The following is a 1,964-nucleotide window of genomic DNA, read 5'->3' on the forward strand; positions in this document are numbered from 1 at the left end:
CCCTGAGCGAAGCGTCGGAAGACGTGGACAGCGAAGCGGTGAGCCGTAAGCCGTTACCGGTTGAACCGAGAACGGCCTCGAAACACGAGTTGCAGGTGGCCAAGCTGCCAGAGAAGCCGAAGCCAGCACGCACCGGGAAGAAATCAGCGCAAGCACCGGGGTGGCCTGCCGGGGTGAGAGCGGATGGCGCGTCGCGACAGACTGATCGGGAACCTGGGAGATCCGGCGTGCTGGGGCTCGTAACCCGAAGGCGATGCGGGAAGACATAACCGCATGCGCTGGTCCGCCGGAAGTCGGCGTGGCCCAGAGTAGTGAGGAACCGGGGTAATGCCTGGGGAGCGAAGGGGCCATACGGTTGTCACGTTGAGTTCTCGGAAGGAGGTGATCTGCTTGTCGGAGCAAAACCGGACCATTACAGAGCGAACGCATGTCGAGCTACCAACGACCTTTGCGGTCAATGAGAGCGGCTTGCCGGAGAAGGTCTTCAAGCTGAGGAAGCAACTGTACATCAAAGCGAAGCAGGAGCCGCGGTTCCGATTTTACGCCTTGTATGATCGGATCCTGCGGCCCGACGTGCTTGCGGCGGCGTGGGACCAGGTGGCCGCTAACGATGGCGCACCTGGGGTGGATGGCGTTCGGGTTGAGGACATCGAGAGCGCCCCCGGTGGTGTCGAGCGGTTGATGGAAGAGCTGCACGATGACCTGAAGCGGAAACGCTACCGCCCGCAAGCGGTGCGGCTGAAACTGATCCCCAAGGCGAATGGTGGAGAACGCCCGCTGGGCATTCCAACCGTCCGCGATCGGGTAGTCCAGACGGCGGCTAAGCTGGTCTTGGAGCCGATCTTCGAGGCGGACTTTCTGCCGGTGTCCTTTGGGTTTCGCCCTGGCCGCTCGGCGCATGATGCGCTGGATGCGGTGCAAGCGGGGCTGAAGGCTGGTCAGAACGCCGTGTACGATGCCGATCTGAAGGGCTATTTCGACACGATTCCGCATCACAAGTTGATGGCGTGTGTCGAGCGGCGGATCGCCGACGGTGCGGTGCTCAAGCTGATCCGTCAGTGGCTGCGTGCCCCGATCCTGGAAGAACCAACAGACCGGCATCAACCACCGAGGAAGGTCAAGCGACGGGCCGGCACCCCGCAAGGGGGTGTCATCAGCCCGTTGTTAGCCAACCTGTATCTGCACTGGATGGATAAACGCTTCCACGGTCCGGAAGGACCGGCCCAAAGGAGCGGGGCACGGCTGGTGCGGTATGCGGATGACTTTGTCATCCTCGCCCGTTATCAAGGGCGGTGCATAAGCGACTGGATCGACGCCACCGTGGAAGACTGGATGGGCCTGAAGATTAACCGTGAGAAGACCCGGATTATCAAGCTGTCTGAGCCTGGAGCAAGCCTGGACTTTCTGGGCTATCGCATGCGGTACGAACGGGACCGATTCGGACGTGCCAAGCGGTTTCTCAACCGGGTTCCCAGCCCCAAGGCATGTGCGCGCGAACGGGAGAAGCTGCGAGGGATGATCGGCGCGAAACAGAGCGTGGTTCCAATCCCGAAACTGGTCGCGAGGGTCAATCGCCAGGTCCGCGGATGGGCCAACTACTTCGAGCATGGACGCAGCCGCCCCGCGTTCCGCGCCCTGAATTGGTTCCTCCAGCAACGGATGGTGCGGCACCTGAAACGTCGGAGCCAGCGCCCCTTCCGGCCACCGAAGGGGGTAACCTGGTATACGCACCTGTATAAGCGACTGGGCTTGGTGCAACTCTAGGGCTGGACGCTCCCCTGCGATAGCTTCGGATGTGAAGACAACCGGAAAGCGCAGTGCGGGAAAACCGCATGCTGCGTTTGATGAGGGGGAGCAGGCGACCGTGGCTAAGATTCGGCTCGTGAGGCACCGCCAGACGAAAGGGGCGGCAACGGATAGGCCAAATCTAAGGACACGGGAACCTGCTCTCTACTCTACTGGTT

Annotated in this window: 1 protein-coding gene; it reads left to right on the forward strand. The window is 61.7% G+C overall.

What is annotated here, in order from left to right; genetic code table 11:
• Nucleotides 1–390 precede the first annotated feature (390 nt).
• On the forward strand, nt 391–1,764 hold the full coding sequence (gene ltrA / locus E1958_RS19425; protein WP_207787978.1) for a group II intron reverse transcriptase/maturase: 1,374 nt from the start codon (nt 391–393) through the stop codon (nt 1,762–1,764).
• Nucleotides 1,765–1,964: the final 200 nt, after the last annotated feature.

The sequence above is a fragment of the Candidatus Thiosymbion oneisti genome (assembly GCF_004359955.1).
Taxonomy (GTDB): domain Bacteria; phylum Pseudomonadota; class Gammaproteobacteria; order Chromatiales; family Chromatiaceae; genus Thiosymbion; species Thiosymbion oneisti.